16 protein-coding genes are annotated in these 26,582 nt (G+C 51.8%); 10 read left to right on the top strand and 6 right to left on the bottom strand.

What is annotated here, in order from left to right; all coding sequences use genetic code 11:
* Entirely contained in the window at positions 1-273 is a 273-nt protein-coding gene (locus tag LAO76_02930; protein ID MBZ5489867.1) for a hypothetical protein, read from the bottom strand.
* 32 nt (positions 274-305) lie between these two features.
* On the opposite strand from LAO76_02930, the gene LAO76_02925 reads away from it, so the two are divergent.
* From LAO76_02925 to LAO76_02900, 6 genes are all read left to right on the top strand, one after another.
* Positions 306-1,883, top strand: a complete 1,578-nt coding sequence (locus LAO76_02925) for a type IV secretory system conjugative DNA transfer family protein (GenBank protein ID MBZ5489866.1) — start codon at positions 306-308, stop codon at positions 1,881-1,883.
* 5 nt (positions 1,884-1,888) lie between these two features.
* Positions 1,889-2,671: a hypothetical protein gene (locus LAO76_02920; GenBank protein ID MBZ5489865.1), complete on the top strand. Its 783-nt coding sequence runs from the start codon at positions 1,889-1,891 to the stop codon at positions 2,669-2,671.
* A 936-nt stretch (positions 2,672-3,607) separates the two neighbouring features.
* Complete coding sequence (locus LAO76_02915) at positions 3,608-3,910, top strand: DUF2274 domain-containing protein (GenBank protein ID MBZ5489864.1); 303 nt, start codon at positions 3,608-3,610, stop codon at positions 3,908-3,910.
* Positions 3,907-4,917 (top strand): Flp pilus assembly complex ATPase component TadA, encoded by a 1,011-nt coding sequence (gene tadA, locus LAO76_02910; GenBank protein ID MBZ5489863.1) that lies wholly within the window; start codon positions 3,907-3,909, stop codon positions 4,915-4,917. Before LAO76_02915 ends, tadA begins: the two co-directional genes overlap by 4 nt.
* On the top strand, positions 4,914-7,040 hold the full coding sequence (locus LAO76_02905; protein ID MBZ5489862.1) for a DNA topoisomerase 3: 2,127 nt from the start codon (positions 4,914-4,916) through the stop codon (positions 7,038-7,040). Before tadA ends, LAO76_02905 begins: the two co-directional genes overlap by 4 nt.
* Before the next feature lie 129 nt (positions 7,041-7,169).
* The gene (locus LAO76_02900; GenBank protein MBZ5489861.1) at positions 7,170-7,388 is read left to right on the top strand and encodes a superinfection immunity protein; all 219 of its coding nucleotides are present in this window, start codon (positions 7,170-7,172) and stop codon (positions 7,386-7,388) included.
* A gap of 140 nt (positions 7,389-7,528) precedes the next feature.
* Here the strand turns inward: LAO76_02900 and LAO76_02895 are convergent, their stop codons facing one another.
* Together LAO76_02895 and LAO76_02890 are read right to left on the bottom strand one after the other, a co-directional pair.
* A complete protein-coding gene (locus tag LAO76_02895; protein ID MBZ5489860.1) occupies positions 7,529-8,149 on the bottom strand; it encodes a hypothetical protein in 621 nt (206 codons plus the stop codon).
* Positions 8,150-8,164: 15 nt separating this feature from the next.
* Entirely contained in the window at positions 8,165-8,896 is a 732-nt protein-coding gene (locus LAO76_02890; protein MBZ5489859.1) for a hypothetical protein, read from the bottom strand.
* A gap of 748 nt (positions 8,897-9,644) precedes the next feature.
* Here LAO76_02890 and LAO76_02885 point away from each other — a divergent pair.
* From LAO76_02885 to LAO76_02875, 3 genes are all read left to right on the top strand, one after another.
* Positions 9,645-12,056, top strand: a complete 2,412-nt coding sequence (locus LAO76_02885; protein ID MBZ5489858.1) for an ABC transporter permease — start codon at positions 9,645-9,647, stop codon at positions 12,054-12,056.
* A 77-nt stretch (positions 12,057-12,133) separates the two neighbouring features.
* Positions 12,134-12,634, top strand: a complete 501-nt coding sequence (locus LAO76_02880) for a hypothetical protein (protein MBZ5489857.1) — start codon at positions 12,134-12,136, stop codon at positions 12,632-12,634.
* 828 nt (positions 12,635-13,462) lie between these two features.
* Positions 13,463-16,540 carry a choice-of-anchor D domain-containing protein gene (locus LAO76_02875; GenBank protein ID MBZ5489856.1) on the top strand — a complete coding sequence of 1,026 codons (3,078 nt, stop codon included), beginning with the start codon at positions 13,463-13,465 and terminating at the stop codon, positions 16,538-16,540.
* Between the two features lie 223 nt (positions 16,541-16,763).
* On the opposite strand, the gene LAO76_02870 is transcribed toward LAO76_02875, so the two are convergent.
* The gene (locus tag LAO76_02870) at positions 16,764-17,345 is read right to left on the bottom strand and encodes a M23 family metallopeptidase (protein MBZ5489855.1); all 582 of its coding nucleotides are present in this window, start codon (positions 17,343-17,345) and stop codon (positions 16,764-16,766) included.
* Between the two features lie 40 nt (positions 17,346-17,385).
* Positions 17,386-18,492, bottom strand: a complete 1,107-nt coding sequence (locus LAO76_02865) for a hypothetical protein (protein MBZ5489854.1) — start codon at positions 18,490-18,492, stop codon at positions 17,386-17,388.
* A 280-nt stretch (positions 18,493-18,772) separates the two neighbouring features.
* Between LAO76_02865 and LAO76_02860 the strand changes: the two genes are divergently transcribed.
* Complete coding sequence (locus LAO76_02860) at positions 18,773-20,959, top strand: hypothetical protein (protein ID MBZ5489853.1); 2,187 nt, start codon at positions 18,773-18,775, stop codon at positions 20,957-20,959.
* 494 nt (positions 20,960-21,453) lie between these two features.
* On the opposite strand, the gene LAO76_02855 is transcribed toward LAO76_02860, so the two are convergent.
* The gene (locus LAO76_02855; protein ID MBZ5489852.1) at positions 21,454-26,064 is read right to left on the bottom strand and encodes an Hsp70 family protein; all 4,611 of its coding nucleotides are present in this window, start codon (positions 26,062-26,064) and stop codon (positions 21,454-21,456) included.
* Positions 26,065-26,582 lie beyond the last annotated feature (518 nt).

Genomic DNA, 26,582 nt, shown 5'->3' with positions numbered 1-26,582 from the left:
TTACCGCAACAGTACGGACGCTTTCTGGTGACGGGGGCCTTCGTCTTTGTCCTTGTCTTCTGGGGTCTGTCCCAATTCCTGATTTCGAGTCACGACGCGCACCTCAATTTCGCCGCCGTCCGCCTGACCGCCAAAGCCTCTATCCACCAGCCCTTTTCCGTATGGCTTCAGAACTTTGAAACGGCTTATCTGCCATTCTTTCTCCGGCAGCACTCCTTGCTCGGTTGCTACATGATTGCCAGCGCCTTTGCCTGGTTGGTCGGATTCTTTCATGACACAAAGATCCTGCGTAAGGAGAACACGCTGTGACGTTCCCCAATTTCAAAGACCGGCGCTTCTCGAACAAAGTCATCATGGCAACGGTGCTTTTGCACTTCATCAGCCTCATGATGGCCGCTCGTTTTGACCAACTCTGGCTTACCCAGGTCGCTCTCTACGGCACCCTGAGTCTTTATCTCGGTCTCATGCCGGTCCTCTGGTTATGGCACCGCGCCACCAAACGCTTGCCCTCCGATGACACGCTGTCGGATATCCGCAGGAGCTTCGATGAAACCGAACGGCCTGCCTATGAGCCAAGCCGCTATTTTGCTTTTGAAAAGGGAATCTTCACCGGCCTCAATGACCGCCGCAAACCCGTCTATGTCTCGTGGGAAGAATTCAATAGCACCCACATGCAGGTCATCGGCACTACTGGCGCGGGCAAAGGCGTCATGAGCACCATGCTGCTCGTCCAATGCGGGCTCAACGGCCAGCGCGTCATCATCTTTGACCCCAAGAACGATAAGCACGCTCCCAGCGTCATTGCTCTTGCGGCCAGGCAGGCAGGTTTGCCGTTCCATCTGATCGACTTGCGACCGGAGACGCCGCCCCAGGTCAACCCTTTTCGCTTTGCGACGTATGCGGAGATGAAAGAGCTTTTGACGACAACCTTCGATCTTGCAGATAAGGGAGAGGCCGCTGACTTCTACCGGCTTATCGACCGCAGGGCGGCCCGCGATGTAATACGCCGTGCCGGATCGAACCCGACCATCAAACGGATGCTAGAAGTTGCCGATGAGAGCCCATTCATCACCGACGAAGACGCGGTTGCCTTTCTCGAAAAGCTCACCGAGATGACCGAACTTGACGCCATCGACACCAATGAGGGGCCAAATCTCGGCGAACTGATTTCCAGTCCCGGCTTTCTCTACATCATCGGCAGCATTCGCAGTGTCGAATCCATCCAGTGCCAAAAGCTGCTCTTGCTGCGCATCCTGCAAATCATCGAGAAACGTCCTGAAAACTTAGCCGACCGTCTGTCTATCGCCATGATGCTCGATGAGTTCAAGTACATCCTTTCACCGCCTGCATTGCAGGCGCTCGGGACGGTGCGGGACAAGAACTGCCATCTCATCCTGGCCCATCAGAGCATTGGCGACCTTGAAGAGTGCAAAGGGCTTGATCCCGCCGCTGTCCGCGGAGCAGTGCTGGAGAACACGGGAATCAAATTCATCTATCGGGCCAAGACCCCGGAGACAGCGCAATGGGCCTCAGAGCTTTCCGGGACCATCATTGCAAAAACCCGCCGCACCGACATTCAGCAATCCGCGTTCGATGCTGCCACCGCCCAATACAACGAAGTCGAGAGGGCACTGCTCACCACCAACGACATACTCGCCCTTCCTAAGCTGGTGGGAATGCTCTTTGGAGTTGGGTTGGCAAAACGCTGCCAAGCCGCCCGTATGCCAAAGGGCAAAAGGCCGCAGCTTACAGCCGCACCCAGGGCGCCGGAGATACTTCTTAAAAACCGAGCCAAAGCAAAGGAGTCGCAAGAGAAGGAAGCCTCCCAGACTGCATCCTCTGCCGAGGCTTCGAGCGATCCAACCCACGAGAACCTTACCTAAATGCCATGTCCCTTCTTCCCCGCACTCTCGCCTATGAGCAAAGCCACCGCAAAACGCGGGACGTGCTTTCGTTCCTACGCACATCCGTTTATTCCACGGAGTCGCTTCTCGGACAGGTCATGCGCATCAAACATCGCAGCACTGTCCATAACGCTCTCGTTCGTTTAGAGCAAGCTGGCCTCATACGCCGTGTTCCGATCCGCACGGCTATGGCATTCATCACACTTTGGGGAATTACCTCTGAGGGCCAGCAGCTTGCCACACCCTCAGGCGAAGAAGTTAGCCCGCTGACTTTTAACATTTCCAAAGTCAGCGTCTCGCGGCTTGAACACTATTTGTCGCTCCAGCAAATCCGCATTACCGGGGAGCGATTCGGCTGGACAGAGTTTGTCTATTGTGATCGCGAAGCAAGAGCAAACCCAGACAGAGCCGAGTCCAAGTACAACGTTCGCCCCGACCTAACCGCCCTTGATCCTCATGGCCGCAGGGTGGCAATCGAATGCGAACTCTCCCTCAAAAGTCCGGCCCGCTACAAAGAGAACATCATTCCCGGCCATATTCGGCACATCAATGCCGAAGAATATGACTACGTGCTCTGGATCACAAAGACGCCCGAAGATCAGCACACGTTGCATCAATCCCTCACCGCCAGGATTCAGGAGTTGAGAGAGATCGAACGCTTGCATCTGACCCGCACCTTTGCTGACTACAAGATGTTTCAATTCGCCAATCTCGACACATGGCTCAAGCCGCAGCTCGTTGTTGTGTCCAACGGAGGGCAGCATTGATGCATCCTCTCACTCGCATAGCAACCCTCTCGGCAGAGTCCCCCGTCTTCTTGCTCGCCGCTTGGTGCGGCCTTAAGGCACACCAAGCTCAGTCACCCCGTCGCATGGCTCACCGCCTACACCATCGCGCAGTCGATGTGCGCCGCAAAGTGCGCGACGGTGTGCGCGATGATGTACGCGGAAAATCTTTGCCGGAATGCTCGTTTTGGGCTGCGGGCGCTCGCCCCATTCGCATCCCAGGCGGGGCTACCGCCCCGATGCTTCGTAAAGCCGCAACCGGCCTCCGCGCTCTCGGCCTCAAACCAGCGTCTTTACTGCGCACTGCCCAGGCCAGCCTCCCTGTTCCGCGCTCTCACAGGGCACCCGCCGGCCAGGGCCAAAATCAAAATCTAAGAGGCGGGGATCTTCGGATTGGCCTCCGCGCTCTCGGCCATACACCGCTTCCGAAGACGCCCGCCTGCGCTCCCGCGCCCGACTGGCGGCCTATTCCCTCGCTTCGCTCGGTCATACCCCAGGCCGCCAGTCGTGCGCGCTTCGCGCTTGACCAAGCACCGCATCAGTCGCGTTTGGGAACGCTCCTTCCCCTGTCGCTCGTTGGGACTCGCTCCTGCTTGTGCCCTGAACGGCTCAGTCAGCGCTGGGGCGCTTCCTTCTCCTTGCGCCGCCTGGGGGCGGCATATCACGGCTCTCCGGCCCTTGGGGGCCTGCGCAAACTTTCGCTTGTAGGCAGCGAAGAGTTTTTGCCGTTTTCTCTGGTCGCTAGGACGACCTGCGCGCATCGTTTCATTGAACCTGCAAACGAGCTTGCCAGAAAGTCGGTTGGGCTGCGGGCGCTCGCCCAATCAAGCCTCGGGCATCGAGCAAACGCGAATCAATCGCAATTCAAACATCTTTCAATCGACAACCAAACCCAGAATGAGGAGTTAATCAAGAGTTATGCCGCTTATTGAAATACCACCGCAGGGAAAAGACGTTTCGATGACCGTACATCTGCCTGAGGAAACAGCAAACGATGTCAAACTCTATGCCCGTTTCCTCAAGGCCACGCATCAATCAGCGCCATCGGCAATCATCACCGAATGCATCCGCAGAACCTTGAAACAGGATTCGGAGTTTCAAACCTGGAAGTCTGATCCAGCCAACACCAAAACAAATCGGGGAGGAGTTCGCCCCCGCAAAGCTGTTCCACCCGGTCTGCCTCAATCCACTAAGTCGGAAACCGGAGGAAAAGACAAATGAATGCAGTCAGCATACATCCCGGATTCAGGCTAATCCTGCCCTACTTGCGACCAATTGAGAATCTGATTCTCGATCCAGAGATCAGCGAAATCATGCTCAATTCACCAACAGACATATTCATTGAGAAGCAGGGTGTCATAGAAAAGGTCCAGGGCATCACCATTCCTAACGATCAATTGCGCGTGGCCGTCCAGAACATCGCTCGCTCACTGGGGGATGACATCTCTGAAGAAAAACCCATCCTCGATTCGCGCCTGCCGGACGGCAGCCGAATTGCCGCCGTACTGCCGCCGTGCAGCATTCATGGAATCACCCTCACCATTCGCAAATTCAATACCCGCAGCTTCACCATCGATGACCTCATTCGCATCGGCACAATCACCGAACCGATGGCCGCTCTCCTTCAAAACGCCATCATCGAAAGAAAAAATATCCTTATCAGTGGCGGCACAGGTACCGGCAAAACCACTCTGCTCAACATTCTGGCCGACTTCATTCCTGAAGAAGACCGCTTGCTGGTGATCGAGGATACAGCGGAAATTCACATCCGCAAACCCAACCTCGTCCGCTTTGAGGCACGCCGGCAGCAGGGACCAAAGATTCCAGCCGTTACAATTCGCGATCTGCTCAAAGCAAGCCTGCGCCACCGACCCGAGCGCACGATCCTGGGAGAGATTCGAGGCGAGGAAGCATTCGATCTCCTGCAGGCGCTCAATACTGGCCACAGCGGCAGTCTTTCCACCATTCACGCTAATTCCGCCGCCCAGGCGCTTTCCCGATTTGCCAATTGTGTCCTGCAAAGCGGAATTGAGCTGCCTTACAGAGCGATCAAAGCCAATATCGCCGACTCGATTCATCTGCTCGTTCATATCGAGCGTCGCCACGCTCGCCGCTACGTCAACGAGATCCTTGCTATCAAAAGCTTCTCCCCGGCTGACGATACTTATCAACTCAAAACTTTATTCAATCGTGATCAGGACCATTTATCCCAGGAGTCAAAGCAATGATCGTAGTACTCGCAGAAAAACCCAGTGTCGCTCGCGACATCGCCGCCGTTCTAGGAGCCAATCAAAAAAAAGACGGCTACTTTGAAGGGAACGGCTACCAGGTGACGTACGCCTTCGGCCACCTTGTCACAATTGCCCAACCGGAGGAAATGAATCCCGCATGGGGACAGCCTTGGAGGATAGACCAACTTCCTATGATCCCAGCTCAATGGAAGTATCAGGTCGCCGACAGAGCCGAGAAACAATTTAATTGCATTAAGAAACTCTTCCTTCAACCCAACACGACCAGCATCGTCTGTGCCACCGACGCCGGACGCGAGGGCCAGCACATCTTTGACCTCATCTATCAATTGACCGGCTCATCCAAACCTGTCGATCGCCTCTGGATCAGCTCCTTGACTCCGGAAGCCATCCGCGCCGGCTTCCGTGATCTCAAACCTGCCAGCGCCTTTGCCAATCTCTCGGCGGCCGCAGCTTGGCGAGCTCGCGCTGATTGGCTCGTAGGATTGAGCGCCACCCGCGCCTACACCTTAATCAATGGTCAAACATGCACTGTGGGCCGGGTACAAACGCCGACCCTGGCCCTTATCGTCAATCGCCAAATCGCAATTGAAAACTTCAAACCTACGCTCTTTTATGAAATCCAAGCGGTCTTCGAACCAGGGTTTACGGCCAAATACATCACTCCGGGCAATGATCCCCAAACACGCCTCCAAGACCGCGCTATGGCTCAAGCGATTCTCGACCAAATCTCGCCCATCCCAAGCGGCATCGTCGTCTCAGTTACGACCACAGAGAAAACAACCAAAGCCCCGCCTCTGTTCGACCTGCTCACGCTACAGAAAGAGGCAAACAAGCGATTCGGGTACACCGCACAAGAAACTCTCGACGTGGCCCAAAGTCTTTACGAGCAATACAAAGTGCTCTCCTATCCCCGAACCGAATCCCGCCATCTGTCGCATGACATGCTCCCGGAACTCCCGAACATCATTCGCGCTTTACCCAGCGACCCTCAAAGCGACCTTCCCACCGAGAGCGCATTGACGGCCCTTGAAAAGGGCCTCAAACTATCCAAAACTTACGTGGACGATACCAAGCTCACCGACCATCACGCCATCATTCCCACTCACAACGCCGCGCCATCCGATCTGCCAGCAAAGCACCGCAATATTTATGACCTGGTTGCAAGACGTTTCTTGAGCATCTTTCTCCCTGCCGAAGTCCGTGATGATACTACCGCCATCATCGAACTCGGCCAGCATTCATTCCGCGCCTTTGGTTCGATCATCAAGGAATTCGGCTGGACGGTGTTGAACATTCAATCCGAGCCAGAGAAAAAGACCAGCGATGACATCGAGCCTTTGCCCCCGCTGCGCCAAGGCCAAAATGTTGCCAAACGAACATCCCAACTCAAAGAAGGCAAGACCACACCGCCCAAGCCGTATGACGATGCCGGCCTCTTAACCGCCATGAAGAATGCCGGCCAGGAGATAGGCGATGAAGATCTCGCCGCCTATATGAAACAAAGCGGCTTGGGAACCCCGGCGACCCGCGCCGCTATCATCGAAAAGCTAATTGCGGTTGGCTATATCGAGCGTAAAAAGAAGTGTCTCTTCCCCACAGAGAAGGGAAAAGCACTCATCAGTCAGGTGCATCCCACCCTCAAAGACGTAGCTCTCACTGCTTCTTGGGAACAGCAGTTGGCCAACATCCAGGGCGGAACCATGCCCCCCAATGTCTTCGCCGCCGCACTCACTCAATTCATCCAGCATATCTTTCCCGAAATCATCGCTACGCGGCCAGCAATGGCTGCCCTCCCCAACCCTAACGTTTACGGGCCTTGTCCGAAATGCAAAACCGGCATAGTACGCAAGACCATCAAGGGTGCCGGTTGCTCTCGCTTCAAGAAGGGCTGCAACTTCTCCATTTGGGGACAGATCAATGGCAAGAAGCTTACCGATGAGCACATCCGCCAGCTTGCGACCAAAGGCCGCACTGGACTTATCAAAGGGTTCAAGAAGAAAGATGGAAGCGCAACCTACGATGCCTGCCTTGTGCTAACGGATGATTTCACAATCCGTCTAGAATTTGAGAGCCACGCCAGAGCAGCAAAAACAGCGTGATTCAAACTCATTCATTTTTCCGAGGACCGAGTTGCATTGCAAAAGTCCTGCTCCCGGTCTTCGGATAAACTCTTAAAATCGAGGCACTATATGCATCATACGAACTTGCACAATCTTACTCCGATCGAAATGATTATCGCGGTTGCTGCCTTATTCTTGGTCTTATACATATACTTCTTGCCCACCATCACTGCCATCAGAAAAAACAGCCCGTATAAGGCCGCGGCTATCATTGTTAACATCCTGTTCGGCGTTACGCTTCTCGGTTGGATTATTGCCCTGATTCTTGCCAGCAAGCAACCGCAGCAGGTAGTAGTCGTCTACAATGCTCCCCCACCACCGCGCTGACAAGTACCTTGAAAATATGAAATGATTCGGGGCGCTGAATGTTAGGTCGCCAGAGTCAGGAAAAAACCTCTCAAAACAGGAATAAGAACTCGCACACGAAAGAACGAAAGAATTACATTTCGCTTTGGCGACTTCATCATTTATGCAAGGTCGGGGTCGGATTGACCGCCTTCGATTAACCGCCACTCAGTAAGCCCCAGCCTTTCCAACAGCATGTCCTTGAGCCATTTCCCTTCGACTTCTGCCAAGGCTAACATTCCTTCCTCAACGTCCTTGTAATGCACCAGCAGAGTCAGGAACACGCTCCGATCAATCTTCAATCCCAACGCGCTGCGCAACCACAGAGTCACTTGCCAACGAACCTGCTGCCACCTTAATCCTGTGGCCTCATCAATCAATGCCACGATAGCCGTTTCCTGCGGGTCATACTTCAGCCCGCGCTTACTTTCTTTAATCTTCAGCCCCTCGAAGCGGAGAGCCTGAAGAAATAACGTTGTATTGTTCGTTTCACCACGGAGGTATCCCCAATTAACTTTCAACTGCTGCCGGCGCGCCTTTCGCCCCAATCGATCTTCAATCGGCTCCTCATCATCAAGCTGCTTGTTGTAATCCAGGACGAGATGCGCCCGCGCGGGCACCACTTTCGTGATAATACAGCCCCAGACGAGGGGTGAAGGATATTGAATCTTCTTTATAAGCACTAATACGGAAATCAGGACAATAGCCAGTATTACGGGCAGGATCGCAAACAGACTTAGCATTGACTTTTGCCTTTCTTACAGTTGCTCACCGGAAGCCCGGTAACGCCGCAACGCCTTCCGAATTTCATCAGGCCCCATTCCCAACTCTTCGAACCCGAACTGTCTTAGCGGACGCGAGAAAACATAAATCCACCAGAACACAGCTACAAAGTATCCCACAGAGGGAATGTGTTTGATCAAGAAAATGTATTTCATGCCAAACAAGGAAAAACTGCCGAAGTACAGCAAAAAAGCACCTGCCGCTATGCCAAAGCCAGTTACAACGGCATCCTCCCGCGTAATGCCTTCCCTCATCAGAAAGGTTAGCACTACCGTCAAAAGGGTAATCCCAAGAAAGCCCCATCGAAAAAGAAACTCAGCACCAAACACAAAGTTGTAGAGCCGGCTCACTTGAAGGGGCGGAGCGTACACGGCCTTCCATGCCGAGTAAGCTACCACCCCGACAATCACAATCCAAACCGACCAACGGAATCCAGGCTTGCGAGTGAAACCCTGAAAAATGCGCAGAAAACTCTCGCGCACAGCTGCGACGATCAAGGCGATCTCGGCTGCGTCTATCCACCAATAAGCGTTGTAATACAAGCGATGGCTGAACAGCCAAAACGCGAACTGGACCAAAGTTATCAAGCATTCCCACCACAGGTAAAAGACAAACCACGGCAACTGCTTCCTGACGCCTTGGCGGTGGACGATCATCAGGAGCCAGAAATAGGCTGCGAAGCCAAAAATGAAGGTCGCAATTTGCATAAGAAAACCCGTACCCAAGGGTACAGAATTTTCTCATGGTTCAACGCACGGAGCAGACTCCAGGACACGCAGGCCCAGGCCCTGCCTGTGGTGCATCTATTGGTCCTGCCTTAACCAATGCAAACTGCCCCATTGATACGGCGCTTGGAAAGCTGAGCATCGCCGCAACCACAGTTGACATCATTACAATTTGGATTCTCGTTTTCATCTCATCTCCTAGAATTCCTGATTTGGGACAAGCCTTTTTTGAGTTACCGAAGCTTCTTGACATCTGTAAACCTATTTCCTAATATCCATACAGACAAAGAACCGCGGCTCAGGCCAGGTCGCCCATTTGGAAGCCTGATCCCAAACCTTAAGAAACCAACCCCGGAATCAGGAGAAGGCGAACCCCGGGCCTCTGCGGTCTCGACAACTCTTGGCCGAGATTGGGACCGCAGACCTGGGCGCATGATCGAATGCTTCGACCTTACCCCGATCTTCCGGTTGTGTTACCGCTGAGTCTCTGGACGAGCATATCGCGAGCCGCGACCGAGGGCCTCAGCTCCTTTAAGTAGGGCAAATGTTAGCACTGCACGCAAAAAATGTATCCGAAGACTTCAGCGCATTTTACCCCCCAAACACTTTCCTTTTCTTTCTTGACATTCAGTCTTTACCGCATAGTAATATGCTCGGTTTGCACCTACCTGCCTCTGGCGCGTTTTCACGCTAGCAGGCGCATCGAAAGCGCTCTCCCGGAATGCATTCCTTGATTCAAGACCTCCAGTTCACGTTGCGGCTCATCCGCAAGCGGGCGGGAATGACCATTCTAGTACTCGCAGCCTTGGGGCTCGGCATCGGTCTAAATAGCGCAATATTCAGCGCGGTCAACGCCATCATTCTGCGCCCCCTCCCAATACATGAGCCAGACCGCGTCGTATGGCTTCATTCCCGAGTGAATCGAACAGGCGGACAGCTCGGGACTTCTTATGCCGATTTCCTGGATTGGAAAGCGCAGAGCCACTTGTTTGAAAGCATGGCTGCGATGTATTTCTTTTCCGCGACCTTAAGCGGGCAAGGGCCTCCCCAACATATTAAGGTTGTCGGAATTTCCGCATCAGGATTTGATGTCTGGGGAATTCAAACCGCCTCTGGCCGGAATTTCACCAACGCCGATGATGAACCCGGCGCCAACCGCGTTGTGATCCTGACTTACGCATTTTGGCAGCACCAGTTCGGTGGCGATCCGTCCATCCTGGGAAAAGACCTGCTATTGGACGACCGCCAATACACAATTATCGGCATCCTGCAGCCCACTCCCATCAATGTCCTCACGTACTCCGATGTCTATGTAACCAATGGCCCCTTGCTCAACCAGCCCCACATCATGGAGCGAGACACCCGCTGGTTTTTTCCGCTTGGGCGCATGAAACCCCATGTAAGCATTGCGCAAGCCCAAGCAGAAATGGACACGATCGCAAGCCGGCTGGCCTCTCAATATCCTGCGACAACTAAAGACATGGGTATCAGAGTTGAGAGTATGACTGAAAACCTCATCTCTGGTAGTGGCAAGCCCCTGCTCCTTCTCATTCTTGCTTCCAGTCTCATTTTCCTGCTGGCTGTCCTGAACGTCATGACAATATTCCTGGCTGCTGCCCTCGAACGTGCCCAAGAATTAAGCGTTCGATTGGCCTTAGGTTCTCCACGGTCAATCCTGTTGCGGCAACTGCTCCTGCAAGCCCTGATGTTCGCAATTGTTGGAGCAGGACTCGGTTTACTTTTCGCCAAATTGGGACTGGTGTACTTTCTCGACCGTTTCCCGAATGCCGCTCAAAGATTTCACGAGACCAACATCGATCTCAGAGTTATCGCCCTCACGCTAGCAATGACGTTGTGCGCCACCTTGGCCAGCACTCTTGTTCCGGCTCTCTATGCTTTCCGGCTCAAAATCGGCAACGAACTCAGAGGCGAGCCTGGTTCCTCGAACAGGCGTCGGTCTCTCCCACGCGGCATCCTGATCTTAAGCGAGGTTGCCTTCGCCTCCGGATTGGCGTTAGTTGCTGGATTGCTTATCAAAAGTCTTTACGAAGTGCAAAAAGTTGATCTGGGGTTCAACCCGCACAATGTTTTTTCCTTTCAAATCACGCCCCCTCTCAACCGCTACAAAGAACCTGAGAAACAATTGAGTCTCTATAAAACAGCAGTTGAGAAACTCGGCAGCCTACCCGCAATGCAATTAGTGAGTGGAATTTCGAGTCTGCCCCTAACGAGCCAAGCCTTGGTCAATAGCATGGACCCAGATTCGCAATCCCCACTCTTTGGTAAACCACTGCTCGTGGAAGAAGAATCCATCTTGCCAGGTTTTTTTCAGGTGATGCGGCTTCCTGTTCTTGAAGGACGCGATTTTACAAATGCCGATCGCCAGGGCACTTCGCCAGTCGTAGTTATGGACGATGTTCTAGCGGCCAAACTCTGGCCCGGCCAAACCCCTCTCGGAAAACATCTCCGCATGGCACTCTTCACGGGCGAACCGGGCCCCTGGCGAGAGGTAATTGGGGTGGTGAAAGAAATCAAACACTTTGGACCAGAGCGCCAGGTCAGATGGATGCAGGTCTACGTTCCCCAGTATCAGGATCCATCGCCGGCCCTTTCCTTTGTTGTCAATACCACTCTCTCAAGTGATGCGGCCAAGAGTGCCGCCTTAAAAGCACTCCAAGATGTTGACAGAGACCTTCCAGTGGAGAGCTTCGAGACTCTGGACGCCTACTTGAGCAGAAATTATCTCAGTGGACGCCATGCAAGCTTAGCGCTTCTAACCGCCTTCGCCGGTATCGGAATTCTCTCAGCTGTCTTTGGCATCTATGGGGTTGTGGCAAATGCAGTCACACAAAGACGCCGCGAAATCGCCATCCGCATGGCACTCGGAGCAACGCCTATTCGGACAGCCTTTCTCGTCAGCCGACTTGGTCTCTTCGCCACTATAGGCGGCGTCCTCATCGGATCAGTCATCGTGATCAGCCTGAGCCGAGTTCTATCCTCGATGCTCTACGGCGTTACGGCATTAGATCCTACGATTTATATACTTAGCGCCACTCTCGTAATTCTCCTGGCAATCATCGCCAGCATCGTTCCGCTTATGCCCCTATTTCGGTTCAATATCCAACAGATTCTGCGGCAATAATGTCATTGATTTGGTCTGTACACGTATCTTATGATTCGGTGTCAGATCAACTTTAAAAATCCTTAATACTTACCCCCGTGTTAAAAACACCCAAACGGCCAGTAGCCACGGTAAAACGAAGTCAAGGCAAAGGCATCCGCGAACGGTTCCTCTACACGAACTTGACCGAGGAGGAACATAAGAAGATTTCGCAGTACTGCCGTGACAATCACATCAGCATCAGTCAATTCTTTGCCGACCTGCTCTTGCAGGAAGCCAGCAAGTCAAAGGAGAAGCCACAAAAGCTTACCCTTGAAATTGAATTGACGCCCACGGAACACGAAAAGCTTGAGCAGTTGACCCGCCTTCATAAAAAGGAATCCATCAGCGACTTTATCCGCGAAGTCCTCGAACCCGAGCTTCGCATTCAAAGGTTACATGCGCCTACCAAGACCAAGCATGTCCGCTACTATTTCTCCGACGAGGAGCACGAGTTGGTCACCAAGCACATGAAAGCATTGGGGAAATCCCCGAGCAATTACCCGGCGATTCTCGCTCTCCGTACCATCGGCAAAGCATCCAAAAAGCCAACCAAATAGCACCCCCCTCAGGGTCCGCCCGGGGCAATTCAGGGATCCTTTAATACCGTCCGACCTTATTAAAGGATAGCAGCCTAAACGTTAATAACTGTTCGGCGCTTACTGCCCTGTTGCACTCGGAGTATCATTCACGGGCGAAAAAAACATTTGGGTTAACCAATAACGGCAAATCCGGCGCCTCAGCCAGGAGCTGCTCATGGACTCCTTTGCCCGTATACCAATAACCGACCCATTATGATCAAAACACGACGCAGATTTTGCATTCGATAAAGCTCGATGAATGGCGGGTTGTCGAGTTCCCTTAACAGAAAAATGCCTTTTAGAGCAGCAAGGCGAGGAATCACGAAACAATCGAGCACCGACCGCCTCTGTTGCATTTTGACCAATAGTAGTCACTGTCGATGTGTCGAGCAGTTCCATGAAACTGCTCTTCATCGGTAAGTTTACGACACAGAAAGCCTCCAGAAGCCAAACAGCTCAACAGCTTTCCACGAACCGTCTGCAACGAGGTTGTGAAGTCCTCACCAGAGGGGCTGTAGTGGGTCAGTTTGAAAAACTGACCCACTAGCAGTATTCAGCGTCTAGCGATTCGCTCACGAATCGCGGGCCTTTAGGCAGACGTTCATCGCGCAGCGATGAACCGGATTCACAAACTGTACCACTACCAGAGGGGCCAATGAGTGGTTTTCAGTACCAGTATTTGGTATACTTTCCGCGAAAAAATACCTCTTACATTGTGTTTCTTAGGCAAAGCTCATTTGAGCAGGCAGTTTTTCAAAATATGAGATCACAAGATTAGTCGAGGTATGCTCCCAGCCCGGAGGGGGTATGAAGATAATCCGCATCATTGCAGGAATAATTGCTTTCTCTTCATTAAGTATTGCGCAAGCTCCTGTCCAGGTCGTATCTCCATTGGAAGGGCCGCTAAGATTTACACATTCAGACGTCAGAGATAGCACGTGGGAATTCCTTCAGCACCCAGGCACGGGAGCCCATATCGTGGGAGGCGGTTACGGAGCGGCAGATGATACCAATGCATGGGATATTAATAAATATAACCCCAATAGCAGTAGCAGAGATGATGATGCTCTTGCCCAGGTATTTGCAGCTGCAGATGGAGATGTAGTGGAGTGGGGAGGATCGGGAACTGCAGCCAGCTGTCACGCTGTATTAGTCGCTCACCCTAATAGCGTTAACCCCCAATGGTGGAGTGGCTATCTTCATTTAGATACTGTTGTCGCTTTTCCTGGAATGCATGTTACGAGCCAAAATTTGATTGGATATTTAGGAAAAACATGCGTCAACCCTGATCCAAATTATCATCTGCACTTTGTTGTATATGAAGGCAAAAATCAAGTACGGGGACTGATCTCCAAGACAGTTGGTATAACTGAGCGTCTCTGTCGTGACGGCAGCTCTGAGCAATTTACTGTAAATGGCTCATTCCCATCGCACCCCGTTGGTACATTTGTGCAGGAAAGAGGCAATGCAGTTGTCTATCTCATTCGCGGTCCTGATGAACACCGCGCTGCGATTCATAGAGATGGAATAGCATCTCCGGATGTTTTGCGAAACCCATATAACCAGACCGTAGCCTTAGCTCATGATCAGTTTGATTTTAAAAATGTCATTACTATCTCACACGAAGAGATGGCCAGCTATTTCATGGGGGGCGTAATATCAGTACCACGATCACTCTTATCGAATAGCCATGCACATCCGGACGGAACTTTAATAAAGCGCCTGATGAATAATGAAATTTCAATCGTCACCGACAATGGAAGCCGCCGCCCTTTTGGAGATGCTGGTACATTTCTTGGTCTTGGTTACTTATTCTGCAACGCGATAGAAGTAGACGACAATGAGTATTTTTCTTATGTTCCCGGTTCTACTGTAACAGGATCTCCGCTCGACAGCTTCAATTTGAAAGTACGATCTTCCAATCCCGATGACGGTCTTGGAGCTACAGTAAATCCGTTCGATTTGATTGGTCGATTTCAAGGGACAGAGTTAAATTTTATTAAGAATACTACCGTGAATGTTGCTGTCCCATCCCAACTTGGGAACAACATATTTGATCACTGGCTTTTGGATGGTGTAATACATTTTTCTTCATTCGCGAAAAGTACGGCAGTGCCTGTATCCGCTCAAGCCTTTACAAACATAACAATGGATACTAATCACATTTTAACGGCGGTATACAGCAGTATGCCACCCGTGATTTCAGGATTTTCACCAACGAGTGCCAGTGCAGGGCAATTCATAACTGTGAATGGTACAAATCTGCTTGGTGTCACATCAGTTTTATTTAACGGGATACCTGCTGCGATTGCCGACAGTACGGGAAGCACCAGTTTAACGGTACAGGTTCCCGAAAATGCTCAGACTGGACCTATTACCGTTGTGACAGTAGGAGGGACCACTTCATCTTCTTCTGCACTTATTGTTAATACTCCGTCAATACCTTTTCCGACCCCGGCGACGGGAGGTGCGAGTTGGGTGGGCGACAGATCGGCGATTCTTAATGGCATCTTCAATGCGAATTTTACCAGTACTAGTCCTTATTTCGAGATCTCAACAACACCAGACTTCCAAGTGACGAACCTCTATCTATTGGATGCAATCGGAGATGGCGCTGATCACATACTGTCGGCCCTTGCAAATGGGTTGCAGCCAAATACCACATATTACTTTCGTGCGGGTGCTGCTAATGCACGGGGTAATGTGAGAAGCGTCACCGATATGTTCACCACAGTTCTATCTGGCACGCCTGCTTTCAGTGTGAGTACATCGGGGTTCAATTTCCAAGACCTGACTCTTGGACAGGAATCAGCACCTCAAACAATAAATTTATTTAATTCTGGGACAAGCGCTTTGTTCTTTGGTGGCATTAGTATGCCAGGAGAGTTTTTTACGACTCAAGTCCCTTTCAACCAAATTGCTCCCGGCACCAGTTTTCCGTTAACGGTGATTTTCAGCCCCAGACATCCGGGATTTCAATCGGGGCAAATTCAACTTTTTGATAATACGACCGCGAGCCCTCATGTGTTGACTGTTGAGGGGAATGCGGTTGGCCCTGCTGTACAGGTTTCTGTCCCAGAGTTGCAATTTGAGCCCACGGTTATTGGGACAAGTTCTAAATCACAACAGGTCTCAGTATTCAATACCGGAAATGTAGCTGCTCAGTTACAGCCTGTGACCAGTAGCGCTGGGTTTTCTCTCCAGGGGATCTGCCCTCCAACCATCAATCCTAATTCGAGTTGCAGCTTCAATGTGTCTTTTACGCCAGCTAGGACAGGCTTGCAATCAGGGGGAATTGAAATACATAGCAATGATCCATTTAATAATTTTGCTGTTGTTGGTCTTCTTGGAAATGCAACAAATTATCAGATAAGAGTTCAATCAACTTCTAGTCCTACAATTCACATAACTGCTGGGCAAACAGGTTTTTTCCATTTAGAGCTACAGAGCATAAGCGGATATGCTTCTCCGATCCAGATAACGTGTACAGGTGCTCCTCCAGGTCAGATTTGTGTGGCCTCTCCATCTCAGCTTCAGCCCATCGCGGATGGGATTATCTCATTCGATGTAATGGTGCCGACTTCCCCACACGCGACAGCCCGTACGGTCAATAGGACTGGAAAACTTGGCCAGCTTGCATCGGTATTATTGGGTACAGTTGTATTGGCTATTTTGATTATGGGAAAGCCAAAGCATCGAATCGGTATCTCAGTGTTAATGGTAGTCGCGCTTCTTGCAGCAACGATTTCGTGTGCTGGCGGTCCAACGCAGCAAAATTCCATTTCTGCAAATAATGGAACTCCATCAGGAACTTATGCTTTAATCGTTACCGCGAACGACGGCCATGCGACTCGATCACTGAATTTGACATTGGTTGTTGAATAAAGTTTTATTTTCCCAACTGCAGTGAATTACCAAGCTCCATCTTTGGAGATGTTCCGTGCATAAGCCAGTAGAGGGGATGACCGCCCAAAACACGAGGAGAAGTTGTTTGGCAGTTCCCTCTGGTGCTGGGCCAGGTCCTTTTACAAGTTTGCTAGGAGAATGAAATTCACCTGCCGATGAGCGAATTTTGCTCATCGGCAGGCTGGCTCAGAAGAGCAAACATTTATTGGCAGGTTGTTGTTGGAAATCCTCCATTTTGATTGACCCAAAAGCTTGGGGAATTACATGCGCCACCGAAGAAATCCAGCCGCGTTCCTATGCTGGTGTTTTGCCAAAGTTCAAAATGGAGGTGAGGGCCTGTCGCATCTCCTGAGGCACCAGATTGTGCGATTAGAAACCCGCACCCCACACTTGTAAGCGACGTCAATGTTCCACTTTCAAGATGTGCATATATGCTTACACGCCCGTCACGAGTTGCTTGGAGCCTGATGTGGTTGCCGTATCCTCCACCACAGGTCGGTGAAGACCCGTCAGGGCAGCCATTTGTCGTGAAATAAATCGTGCCTGTGGCACCGGCAAAAACGTTGGTCCCAGTCGAGCATGCGAAGTCAGTGCCATGATGGTCGTTGTATTGAAAAGTGGTATTGCAATCGTAGCGCAATAGGGAGGTGCTTGTGTCATGATCGAACCAGGCGCTGTAGCCGGGATTTGAAGCAAGTGGCAGGCGGTAAAGCGCCTGTGCGTTTGCGCTGACGCCACCCATCGTAAACGCTACAAATAGAAGCAGCGATGAATAAGTTTTCATAATCTCAATCTCCAGTAAGGTTGTGTTTGTACTGTTTTTGTTACCGCAAGTTGATCTGCCGCCAGGCGCTCTTGCCGTCTGTCAGAGTGTGAAACACCACACTCTTGTCGGGAACCACCCATTGTGGAGAGTCGCCATCGCCCATTTGAGCCGCAGATGTCAATCCGCCATCTTCGGAAAAGTTGAAGATCCAAACACCCTCTTTGGAGTTGTTCGATGAAATAACAGTCTTGTGATCAGAGCTCCAGATCGCACTTTGGCTGACTATGGGTGTTAACTCCTCGGAGGAGTGTCCGTCAGCCTGCTGTATGTTTGTCAGTCGAGTTGTTTTGCCGTTTCTAAGGTCAACGACCCACAATGACGCAACATGCGCTTGAGGCGATTTTTCTGAAGGACGACTGGAATTGAAGTAGAGTTTGGTCTTATCCAAGGAAAATCCAATCGGCTCAAAGTCATCCATGCCCCCTGTCGTTACAAGCCGATCCTCGCCTGTTCGCAGATCGTGAATTGCAATTCCTTTGGCAGACTCAAATAGGCTGTGAGGGTCCCCGTCCGGACTGTAATCAGCCAATTTTTGATATGCCACCAGATTGCCATCATGCGAGAAAATCGGGGCTGCCGCGTGACCCTCGATTTCCAGCAAGGGCATGTTGTCAGAAGTAACAATGTGTACTTTGTGTTCTTCATTCCAAAACGCTACCTTTGCTGCATCGGGGGACAATACTGCCGATACAACATTTTGCGCAATCAGATGGGCAACTTGGTTATCGCTATTGAGCAAGAAGAGATCATGCCCCGTGCCGGCATCGGTGGAGCCTTCGTCTGAATTGGTAAGATAAAGCACGCTATTCTTTTGCGGCTTTTGATCCAGAATGCGCGAGACATTTTCCGCGGCTTTTTGAGAAAAGTCGTTGGTTGCCGTCGCAGAATAGAGCGTTCCATTCTCGACGTAAGACGGGTGTGGAGCAGTTTGGGCCACAGAAAGCTGTCTCGTGCCCAACATCAAGAGAGACAGAACAGATAAGACTAACGCTCGACAAAACATTTCATATCGAGTTCTCATATCGCCTCCATTTTCGGATTGATCCGGCATCGTGCTGCAAGCGATGAGCTGCGCCTTTATCTGCACGCTGAGACACTTAGCCATTCACTTGATCGCGTTCGTTGCAGGATGTTTTGAAGCGGCGAGTGCTTGCCGGTTCACAAATGTTGTAGGCTCGAATGGCTTAGAGGCAAACAGACAGCACAGGACAATACAAGTCAAAAGAGGACATCGGCCTTACTTTTCACCGTGTTAGCTAGGCGCACGTAAATCTAACCAATAGATCTGTTTCAAGAAGATAAAAGCTACATACATGCGCTGGGGGCAGGTGTTCCATTATGGGATCACAATGTGCGAATGAACCAGAATATGATGAAAACGGTTTATGAGCGCGCTCTTATTCTCCTTAATGTTGCTGCTCAGAACAGATAAAATAGATATTCAGGCGGGTTCGAGTAAGATGAAAGAAAGTCTCTCATCCAATGACAGGTTGGATTCCTGGAAGGAAATTGCGAATTACTTAAAACGGACTGAACGTACTGTAAGCCGTTGGGAAAAGCGTGGTCTTCCTGTGCACCGCGTCCCAGGCGGGCAAAAGCAGGCGGTTTTTGCTTTTAAGCATGAACTAGACGCTTGGCTTCTTCAAGACAATTATTTAACTACCGAAGCGGAGCTCCCGTCGCAACTAAATGGGGTGCCAAACAATTCGGAAGAAAGTCAGTCATCCGTCATAATCCCTCTCACAACTCTGGCACCAACGATTCGCAAGGAACCACCAGAACACAGCGTAGAAAACCCTTTGCCAGGCAAGACGGAAACCAAAAATTTATGGGTCACAGCTTGCGGTGTTTTGCGCGGCAGAGGAAAGCTGATTGTCATTGCTGCCAGTGTGCTCGGCGTCTTGACGGTGGTTGGTTTTCGAGCAACGATCATGCATACACCTGCAGCTGTTCATATTGGTCGGTTTCATAAGATTACTGAAGATGGGCGTCTTAAGAGCAATTTGGTCACTGACGGTTCAACCCTGTATTTCAACGAGTTTGAAGCAAATCGGGAAGTCGCAGTAGCCTCTTCAACGGCCGGAGGGCCGACTTACACATTAGAGACTCCTTTTGCAAATGTCGAAATTCAGGATATCTCTAATGATGGCCAGAGTCTCTTGATTACGTCATTCAGCGGAACGGTAGAGAAAGGTGGCAAACCGCTTTGGATTCTACCGGTGCGAGGAGGGACGCCACATCAAGTCGGCGACATGCTTTGTGATTCTGCCCGTTGGTCTCCCGATAACCATCAAATCGCTTGCATCAATGGGGCATCAATCTCCATTTGCGACTCTGATGGCGGCCATGCCCGCGTCATTAATACATTCTCATTCATTCCTCGCAGCTTATTGTGGTCTCCAGATGGAAAGAAACTGTGGACCGTGCTCATGGATTATGCAGCTCGGAGTGAAACACCATGGGAATTGGATATTACCAAGAGTGACTCCGCCGCCATAACTCCTAGAAAACTGCCGCTTGGAAAAGAGTGTTGCGGAACTTGGGCTTGGACACCGGGCGGAAAGAATCTTATTTATAACAAACGCGAGGTGAATGGCCAATCAGAGATATTTATAGCCAAGCGAAATGGATCGGGAATCTCGGAATCCAGACTTCCCATCCGAATGTCGGAAATTGGAGATATTGCAACAGGAAAAAATAATCATGAGTTTTTTATGCTGAGTGCCGACCCGAACCGTGGCGAACTTCTCAAATATGATTCACGGTCGAAAACTTTCCAGGCATTTCTCTTGGGGCTTTCAGCCGATTGCCTGTCTTTTTCACGCAATGGTCAATGGATGACCTACGTGTTACCCGCGGATCAATCCCTGTGGCGCAGTCGAATCGATGGCAGCGATGCTATTCGATTGAGCAAGCCTCCCATGGAAACCGAATTTTCCGCTTGGTCCCCAGATGGACGACAAATTGCTTTCATGGGTAAAGAGTCCGGCAAACCATGGAGAATTTTTCTTGTGGATCGTGATGGAGGACCGCTCAAGGAAGCTGCTAGCGGAACAGATGGGCAAGGAGCGCCAACGTGGTCACCCGATGGCAAAGCGCTTATATATGGCAATATCTCCTGTGAAGAAACACATTCATGTTGGGTTCGGCGCATTGATTTGACGACCGGAATGGAAGAAATCTTACCGGATACAAACGGCTTTCGTACAGCACGGTGGTCTCCATCAGGGGAGTTCATTGCTGCACTCAAACCCCAAACCCGTGAGCTGATGTTGTTCGATATCAAAGCAAAGCACTGGACCAGCATTGCGGATTCTATTACTGGTGATAACGTGAATTGGTCAAACGATTCTCAGTACGTGTATGTGGACACGTTGCAGAGCACACACACACTTATTATTCAACTTCGGGTTCGCGACAAACAGCGCCAGACCATGGCTGATCTCACCCCTCTGAAAAAGGGACTCGGGCAACTCGATTATTGGATCGGCATAACGCCGGATAACTCTCCTGTAATGCTTCACCAGTTCACCGCTGCGGAAGTTTACGCAATAGAGTGGCTATCCGAGTAACTCGCATGCGGGGTAGCCCGACTGGTCCTGTGGCCGAACGATAGGCCGTTGGTTTGAATGGGCGCTCTGTCTCCCAGAAAAGCCTGGGAGTTTGAATAAATAATCATGGTCGGAAGAACAGACCGAATAGATGGATGGTGGGGGCACGCTGCCACCGCAGGGATTAATGCAAACCGCGGGTCTTGGTCATTGTGAAGAGTCTATGTTCCAGCGAGAGCGAAATGGCGCTCCTTTCCACCCAAAGGCGTCGAAGCCATTTTTCGCCCTTGACACCGCCGTCGTTGTTATAGACGGGACCAGGTGGTCGGGTTCAAGCCTTCTCTCCCCGACGAAATTCAAGCTGGTTCATGATTTCAAGGGCTTGCAAGCATACCCATTCTGCACTTTTGAACTTGTATACCGAATGAACACCTTGGGCCAGAGAATCCTGGTTTTTGTAAGCCTGGATCAACTTTCAGTGGACCAGAATCTCGATATGATCGCTGGGAAAAGATTCACGTTGACTTCCAAAGACGTCGAAGAATTTCCACTGGTATTGCATAGTGGGAGCGCTCCGTCGCCCTATGGCCACTCTCTGCCACCCTTTCCCATTGCAGGGAGAAAGTGAGTAATCCAATCACCTCCCCAAATTCATTCAAGATCGGAGCGCCACTGATGCCGCCGTGAAGCTCGATGCTCACTTCGATGACGCGCTCACTGCATAATTCACTCTTGATGATCCGGTTAACAAGGCCGCTGTTGCAGTAGAGGTTCTCTTTATGATTGGAATCTCGGGGTGCAGGAAAGCCGATGGTGAGAATGCGCTCGCCTAATTCGACAAGATCGGAAAATCCCAGCCGCAAGGGCCGCAAATCGGGTTCCGCTTCCGAAAGCTGCAGGATTGCCACGTCATCATGCGTGCCCCGCGGCACTCGAACGACAGCGATGCGGCATTGGCCGCTGCTAGTTGTGACGGAAATCTTCTCAGGAGCTGCCAAGCGGCCATCGGATGCCAATATCACATGGCGATTGGTCGCGATCTCGCGCCCGCTGATGGCAAAGCCGGTTCCGCTGCTCCGCCCAGACGCAGTCTCGCATTGCACCAGCACCACCGAACCGGAATAGATGCGCACCGACTGATTCAACCGGGAGAAATCCGGTTTCTCTACTCCGAGCAGTCTGGCATTATCGTTAAGTAGAGTACCGTAGCCATCTCGGTCATGCCGCCTGGCGAAAATCTCAAGACCCAATTCTGCTAGGCGCAAGTTAACGGGGCGGCCTAGCCGTTGCAGGACCTCCAGGGCCTCGTCATAGCGCGAACGTTGAAGAAGATGCTCGATGATATCTTCAGGTTCGCCGGCCGGGCTCAGCGGAAGATCAGTTAAAACAGCAATCCAGTGGCGCAATTGTTGTGCTATCTCAGCGCCGGTCTGTACGCTTGTTTGCAGGCGCTGTAACAATGCTTCCCCAGCCTCAAGCGACTGTCTTGCGGCTTCAATGCTTGCCTCTCCCTCCACCTGCGGATGGGACGCCTCTGCGATCCAGGATCTTGAGCTCTGCTGCAATGATGACCACCTATCCAAGAGTAATTGCAGTTCGACGGACAAGCCATGGCGTCGTTGATAAAGATCGAGTATGACCTCATTATCTGAGCGCGTGGGAGCATATCGGGAAAAATGCAGCTCCAATTCCGCGACTTTGTCCTGTATATGGGTCTGAAGTTTGGACAATGCAGCAATATCGGGGTTCTCCAGCATTTCCGTCATGGAAGATATAATGCGCGCCAGTAATCGCGTCGCCGCTTCTGCCCGCGTATTCTTCTCAAGCCGCTCCTTCATCGTGCCCATCTGCGCAGGAGTAAAGAGGTGCGAGTCCGCGATGCTGATACCGCATTCTCGTCCAGTGGCATGGTCGCGCGCCGTTATCGTAAGGAGACAGTTTGCATCGATGTCAAAAGTCACATGGATCTGGGGTACACCGGCTTTTGCTGGGATCAGTCCTTCGAGCCGGAACTCGCCGATTTTGAAATTCTGACTCGGATCAAAAGACTCGCCTTGATAAACATCGATGGTGACGACTGTCTGGTTGTCCATGACGGTCGTATATGTTTGCGAACGTCGTGTTGGAATTGTTGTATGTTTGGGGATTAGCTTGCTGAACTCAAATTTGTCCGTCCCCACATGCGCCTTGATGCCGAGGCTGAATGGCGTGACATCCAGCAGAACTATGTCGCGTACTGCGCCCACGAGAATTGCTGCCTGAATGGCAGCGCCGCGGGCTACTGCGGTAAGAGGATCTACTCCCGGGCTGGGATCGAGGTGATACACGCTCTGAACGCAGTCCCGCACCGCCGGCATCAGAGTGCCTCCGCCCACGAGCAACAGTCGCGCCGGTTTAGCTTTCAGCTTTCGACAGGTGGCAGTTATGCCATCAAGCCACGGCCTCGCTAACCGTAGCAGATCCTCTCGCGCTAATTCCATGTGAAATGGCTGATTATTGACCAAGCCTGGCAGGTCAATCGTCCACGACTTCCGAAGCGACAGCTCAATTTTCAATTCTTCACAGGCTGAAAGTAGACGCCTCTGTCCCAATCTATCCAATTCGTGGCCGCAGGAGTCTTTGATCCCATTGTGAAAGTGTTCGAACAAAATTTTGTCCAAATCAGAACTTCCGAGGCGGGAATTCCCCACAATTTGCTGAACTTCATAAATGCCTTCCGCTGCCTGTACCAAAGAGAGATCGAAGGTGCCTGCTCCCAAGTCAATCACCAGCACTCCTTCGCCCTGCGATTTCCAGGGTGGTTGCGCCAAACAGGCTGCTGTTGGTTCATGAATCAGCCGGAGCAACTTAATGCCGGCAACTTCCGTAGCAGCCCGAGTCGCCTGTTTTTGAGCTTCGTTAAAATGCGCCGGGACTGTGATTACCGCCTGAACAAACACGGTTGCCGGCGGGTGCTCTCGCAGGTAATCCGAGATCCACTCCTCCGGCACTTCTTTGCGAAACTCGCTCTTCGCCAGTGCGGCCATGCGTTCGGCGATTTTTCGGCGCAGGTACTCGCTGGCCCGTTGCTGTGCGTATTGAAGAATTCGCGCCGAAATCTCCTCTGGCCGGTACATGCGCTGGTCAGCTTTATAGGATCTCCCACTTCCCATCTCCCGCTTCGCTTCTGTTACGAGAGCTAACGGTGATTTCCCCAACCAGCCTGCCGCGGAAACGCCGACTATTTCCCGTCCGGCCTCATCTATTGCGAAAGTGGACGGGATCAACTGCTTCCCATCTAGTTCCACAATCTCTGGTTGACCGAGCTGTTTCTGGTAAAGAGCGACTACGCTGTTGCTGGTCCCAAGATCGACCCCAAGCGCTTGCACGTATGCCCCTAGAACATCTCTGGCAGCTTTATCTGCCCACTCCACGGCGCGACTTGCAAACAAGGATCGTCCGGCTGCATCAATCTGAGCTATCTCGCCTTCCACGCGCTCGGCCCAGGCCGCGCCAACATAACCCTGTTCGACTATGAACTTAATCCGCCGGAGAAAGCGCACGCGTTCTCCCGGCAGGGAGGACTTGCCGGCACAGTCCCAGCATAGCTGTGCAACCTCTTCAGCACGGCCCGCGTTGGCGGCCAGCTTCAAATAACGGTCGTCAAGCGCAGCCCTTTCGTCGCTCAGTTGGCTCCGCAGCAAATTAGCCGCCCGTGCGAATTCACCTGTCTGCTCAAACAGGGCTATGGCTTTTTCCACTTGCCCCAGGCGTTCGTAAATCAGGCCAGCCATGAGCAAATCACCGCCCCGCTCAAGGAGCTCTGCCCGGCGTTCAAGATGATCACTTCGAGAGGAGCGGTCGAAGGCGCGTAGAGCTTGTCCGAACGCCCCTGCTTTTTCGAACATCAACGTGGCACTCAAATAGTCTTGTGCAGACTCGGCTTGAATCCCTGCTTCCAGAAAATTGCCCGCCGCCTCTTCTATCGCGCTCCAGCGACGAAACACATCTGCTCCCGGCGGCGCGCCTCGCGATTCCTCTGCCAAAGATGCGCGTGCAGTGCGAACCAGGCTATTCAGAATCTCATCCAATCGCGCTGCTTCGCTGCGGATGTACTCCTCATGCTTTTTGGTCCGCAATGACTCGGCCGTCCCGCGAACGAGCCGAATCGCCTCTAACAACACTCCTTGCTGGGTAAAATCGCGGAGCATCTGGTCGGCATTCTCTCGGACTCTCGCCAACCATGCCGGAGAGATTTCCGGGCGCCATTTGACCGCATCAGGGATCCGGCCCATCAATAGATAACAGTCACTCAGCCACAGTGGATCATTCGCTTTATGGAAGTGCTCAGCCGCCGTTGCGTAGTTTCCATCCTGGTAGAAGGCTTCGCCGGCGTGATGGTACGCTTTCGCTGCCAATTCAGGGTCATGGACCCGCCCCTCGCTCAGGCTGACCGCCCGGCACGCTGCTTCCGTTCCCGGACACTGCAGGAGATAGCATAATGCGGCGCGGGAATCTCCGTACAGCTCCGCAATCTCGGCTGCGTCAAAAAACCGGCCTAGCAGTGCATGAACTTCGTGAATACGCGGGAGTTGATCGTGGGGAAGTCGTTCGAAGAAGCCGGTCCACGGGGATGCAACGTTGAAGCGGTGGGCGCTTAGGTAGACGGAGGTCACCTCTTCGATCTCCTGTTTTCCCAACAGGCCGCACTTGACGCGGCCAAGTAGCTTTGAGATCAAACGGTCACTCTCGCCACGTCTGGCAAGATTGAGGCAAGTAAGATGTTCTATTCGTCTAATCTGAGCTGTATCGCCGTGGCGAAGAGCTAAGCGGTGAGCAGCCTCAAGTATCTGGTCCGGAACAGGCTCGCTTGCCATAAGAATCGTCAGCCCTTCGCGCAAGGGCGAGTCCACAGGAGCTACACCGGATGGGAATTTCAGGTCAAAGTCGAGTACCAGGCTCGTAACTGCATCGCTCCCGCATTTCATGGCGACCACCAGCGCCTTCTCGTAGCACGTCCAAGCCTTCCCGCCGACCGAAAGGGAAACGCTATTCGAACGCACTGCCTTGTCCAGTTTGTGACGCGCTCGTGCAAGGGCGGCCTTACGGTTGCGCGAGAGTATGCCCCACATTGACGATAAGCCCATACGGAAGTCCCATTTTGATATACCGGTGAAGTATAACGCGGACAAATGTGTAGTGCGGACGCGATATTCGGCTTGATCTGAATTGAGAAATCGAGCCGGGTTTCCCTCTGCCTTGAAGTTGCAATTAGATGGATATTCACCGGACCTTAGCCATTAAGCCAAACGAGTCAAACGTTCTAAAAATCGTCCGGTAGGGCGACCAATCTCGCGCGGTTTTCTCCGATCAACCTTGCGGTAAGAACGCATTTCTAGATGAGAACGGAATGGTGGTCATTCACTCGCAGTTTGACACACCGATGACTTCGAACATGGGCTAGCAAAGGTTGAAGTGAAAAGCTCCATTGGATCCTCAGGGTCACTATGTTTGGAAACCCAAGAAAATGAGACGTTCTTCACCACACATCCGTCTTCAAATGCGGCTTACAAACAAAGCATTTCGTCTCTCTCGCCCATTAATTCTCAAAGGCCGCTACTTCAATCCTTCCTTATTCTCAGCATCCGTCTGCCAACTTAGTGCC

The sequence above is a fragment of the Terriglobia bacterium genome, assembly GCA_020072645.1.
GTDB lineage: Bacteria > Acidobacteriota > Terriglobia > Terriglobales > Acidobacteriaceae > Angelobacter.
This window is presented reverse-complemented; position numbering and strand designations above follow the sequence as displayed.